This window comes from Clostridium sp. CAG:43 (assembly GCF_000434655.1).
Classification (GTDB): domain Bacteria; phylum Bacillota; class Clostridia; order Lachnospirales; family Lachnospiraceae; genus Otoolea; species Otoolea fessa.
Map to the genome: position 1 here is coordinate 732 of NZ_FR895052.1, position 3,953 is coordinate 4,684.

Here is a 3,953-nt window from a genome sequence, read left to right on the forward strand (position 1 = left end):
CTCTTTTTTGATGTCTGACAATCCCTTACAAATTTATGAAAAACCTATGAAAAATCCCCCCGCCCCCTCGCCAAGAGAAAAAAGTTATGTTATAATTTATGGAAGAATGCGTTTTTGGCGCAGCGGTTTCAGAAACGGGACGTATTGGACCGGAAGCCGCGGCATATATAAAAAAGGAACCATGTATGCTCAACGAAGACAAGATAAAATTAATGACCGAACTGGCACTGTTTGAGAAGAAGCATGCTTCCCAGATGAAAACAGTCAATCAGTATTTTAAAAGCGACTATATCAGCCGCAATCTGCTCCGGGGATTTATAAGCTATACATTGTGCAGCATACTTCTCTTTGGAATGTGGGTATTATTTAATGTAGAAGTAGTTCTGAGTTCGATAGGAATGGATGAACTGAAGGGACTGGCTTTTCGAGGAGGAGCTTTATACCTCGGGGGGCTTTTTCTGTATGTCGTGCTGACGATCATCGTGTATGGCGGGCGGTATGAGTACGAGGAAAAGATGAACCGGATCTACATAGCGAAACTGAAACATCTGGATAAGCGCTACGATATACACCGGCGCGCCAGAAAAATGGAGAGAGAGAGGAGAGGCAGATGAGAGGACTCCTTGCAGGGAAAGAAGCACTCAAGGCTTTCTATGCGAGATACAGTGCATTTGTGAATGCATTCCTGCGTTTTATAACTGCCTTTGCGGCGGTGTTTCTGATTAACCAGAACATCGGACTGATGCCGAAACTGAGCGGCGGTCTGGTGCCGCTGTTTGCGGGAATTATATGTGCATTTCTCCCATTTGGAGCCATTGCGTTTCTGATTGGGATTTTTTTGCTGGCACAGCTCTTTGCAGCATCGATGGAAGTGGCGCTCATCACCTTGGTGTTCCTTCTGATCGTGGTGCTGCTGTATTACGGATTTCAGCCGGGTGACAGCGCGTACCTGATTGTAACGCCGATCTTGTTTTTTCTGAAGGTGCCGTTTGCAGTCCCGATGATTCTCGGACTGACTGGAAGCCTCGTATCGGTGATTCCGATGAGCTGCGGGATTTTTCTGTACTACGTGATTCTGTATGTGAAGCAGAACGGAAGCTTCCTGGCAGGCAGTGAGCAGACTGAGATCACGCAGATGCTGGCGCAGGTCATCAAAAACCTGCTGGCAAACCCGGCGATGCTTGTCATGATTGCGGCATGCTGCCTGGGGGCGCTGACGGTCTGTGTGCTCAAGAAACTGTCGATCAACTACTCCTGGGGGATCGCGATCGGAGCTGGTCTTATTTTACAGATTCTGGTTGTGTTTATCGGCGATTTCCGCTTTGGCGTTCCGGTGTCCGTGCCGGAGCTGGTTGTGGGAATGATTGGTGCGGTCATTGCATCGCTGATCTATCAGCTGTTTGTTTTTTCGGTCGATTACAGCCGGACCGAGTACACGCAGTTTGAGGATGATGATTATTATTACTATGTGAAAGCGGTTCCAAAGATTGCGATCTCGAGGACGGATGTAAAGGTACAGGAAATCAATAAAGTAAAGAGAAGATAGACTATTTTATAAAAGAAACTTGTTGTTAAAAGAAATGCGTGACGGGTCATATGTACGTGACTGGTAACAGAAACGCAGCCCGAAAGGGAGGGAAAAGAATGGCAGAGATACTGGCGGAGATTTATTCGTGGATCTCGTTCGTACCGAAGATAACCTTTAAAAATTTAATAGAGATCGCGATTATAGCAATTCTGGTATATGAAATGCTGATCTGGATCAAAAATACGCGGGCGTGGACGCTTCTGAAGGGTATTGTTTTTATTCTTGCATTCTTTCTGGCAGCTGCGATCCTGGAACTGGATACGATTCTGTGGCTTCTGGAAAAGACGTCGTACATTGCGGTAACGGCGATCATCGTTATTTTCCAGCCGGAGCTGCGGAAAGCACTGGAGCAGATCGGAAGCCAGAACGTGCTGACGACGCTGTTTTCAACGGATGATACGAAGAAAAATGAGGATTTCAGCGAAAAGACGATTGCAGAGCTGGTGCGTGCTTGTTTTGAGATGGGAAAAGTCAAGACGGGCGCCTTGATCGTCATCGAGAGGGGCACGCCGCTCGGAGAGATCGAGCGGACGGGCATCGAGGTCGATGGTATCGTGACGAGCCAGCTTCTGATCAATATTTTTGAGCACAACACACCGCTACACGACGGCGCGGTCGTGATTCGCGGTAACCGTGTGACGGCGGCGACCTGTTATCTGCCGCTCTCGGACAATATGGATACCAGCAAGGCATTGGGAACCAGACACCGTGCGGCAGTCGGAGTCAGTGAGGCGACCGATAGCGTGACCCTGGTTGTATCGGAAGAGACGGGGCGCGTGTCGGTGGCTGTGTCCGGACGGCTTAAGAGTGTCAAGGATGGCGATGAACTGAGAGATATGTTGTCGGTTCTGGTAAAACGGGAAACGGAAAACACAGGTCGTTTCAGAATATGGAAGGGAAGACGCAGAAATGAAAGAAAAGCTGACGAATAATCTTGCGATCAAGCTGATTGCCCTGTTCTGTGCTTTCTTTGTGTGGCTGGCAGTCGTGAATGTGGCGAACCCGATCAAGGTGTCGACGAGGGAGGTTCCGGTCACGATCACGAACGATCAGGTGCTGGAGCAGGCGGATCTTGCCTATGATGTGGTAGGCAAAAAAACGGCGGTGATCAGTTTCAAGATCCGGACGAAGGATGATTATAAGGTAAAGGCGTCGGATTTCAACGCCTATGCGGATTTATCGGAAATGTATGATGTGACGGGGGCGATCCCGATCCGAGTGGAAGTGGTGAACAATGAGGAACTGCTGGAGTCCACGCCGGTTGTGAAGTCCCCGGAGGTCATCAAGATCACGACCGAGGCGCTGCAGACCAAGGAATTTACGCTGAAAGCGTATCCGCAGGGCGAGGCGGCAGACGGTTACGAGGCAGGTGAGGTGACAATGGTGCCATCTCAGGTGACGGTCAAAGGACCAACCTCCCTGATCGGACAGATCAGCAGCGTGGGTATCCGCTTTGATATTAACGGTGCTGTGGCGGATGTCAGTGGAACAGCAACACCGGAGTATTTTGACGCCAATGGAAATGTGCTGTCAGATTTGGGAGATTCTGTCAAGACGGTTGGCGGAGATGTCTCTTATACGATGCAGATCCTGAAAGTAAAAGAAGTACCGCTTGATTTTGACGTCAGCGGCGAGGTGACGGATGGATACCGCTATACGGGTCCGAAGACGGATATCAAGTCGGTGTCTGTGGCAGGACTCAAGACCGATCTGGCTTCGGTCAGCACGATCACGATTCAGGGACCGTCCCTCAATGTGCAGGGCGCGACAAAGGATGTGGAGTGCGAGATCGATCTGGATGATTACCTGCCGTCCGGGCTTACGATCGTGGGACTGGACAGCACGACGATCAACGTGACACTGCAGGTGGAGAAGCTGACGGAGAAAACCTTTACGGTCAAACCGGAGAATGTGACTCTAAACGGAAAGAACAGCAGCTACAGCTATACCGTCGAAGATACGAAGATGGAAGTCAAGGTACAGGGACTCGAGGAGGATTTAAGCAGTTTGTCGGCGTCGAAGATGAATATCCGGGTCGATGTATCAGGCATGGGACTGGGCGAGCACACGGCAACGGCGCAGCTCCAGCTGGGGGACGCGTATAAGATGCTGTCGGCACCGGCTGTGACGGTGCGGGTCAGCGAGCATGGAAGCTCCAGCGCCCAGACGACGGAAAGCACCGAGAGTGACCGTGGAGACACGGACAGCCAGAGCAGTTCCAACCGGGAGAGCGGGGCAAGCTCGGCAAAAGAAAATGTGGATGCAGAGAGCGGCAATGTGGCATAAAGCATGGTACGCCGTCCACAAATGAGGAGAAAGAAGTTAAAATAATGGTAAAAGCAAAAATTAAATTAAAAAACCCGAC

4 protein-coding genes are annotated in these 3,953 nt (G+C 50.2%); all 4 read left to right on the top strand.

Annotation, left to right across the window (positions count from 1 at the left end; translation table 11 throughout):
• The first annotated feature begins 98 nt into the window (after positions 1 to 98).
• The 4 genes from QVO97_RS04330 (at position 99) to QVO97_RS04345 (ending at position 3,874) form a co-directional block, all read left to right on the top strand.
• Positions 99 to 614 (top strand): hypothetical protein, encoded by a 516-nt coding sequence (locus tag QVO97_RS04330; RefSeq protein WP_243022831.1) that lies wholly within the window; start codon positions 99 to 101, stop codon positions 612 to 614.
• Entirely contained in the window at positions 611 to 1,546 is a 936-nt protein-coding gene (locus QVO97_RS04335) for a hypothetical protein (protein WP_022359167.1), read from the top strand. The genes QVO97_RS04330 and QVO97_RS04335 overlap by 4 nt, the downstream gene beginning before the upstream one ends.
• 98 nt (positions 1,547 to 1,644) lie before the next feature.
• The gene (gene cdaA / locus QVO97_RS04340; RefSeq protein ID WP_022359168.1) at positions 1,645 to 2,520 is read left to right on the top strand and encodes a diadenylate cyclase CdaA; all 876 of its coding nucleotides are present in this window, start codon (positions 1,645 to 1,647) and stop codon (positions 2,518 to 2,520) included.
• Complete coding sequence (locus tag QVO97_RS04345) at positions 2,498 to 3,874, top strand: CdaR family protein (protein WP_022359169.1); 1,377 nt, start codon at positions 2,498 to 2,500, stop codon at positions 3,872 to 3,874. Before cdaA ends, QVO97_RS04345 begins: the two co-directional genes overlap by 23 nt.
• Positions 3,875 to 3,953 lie beyond the last annotated feature (79 nt).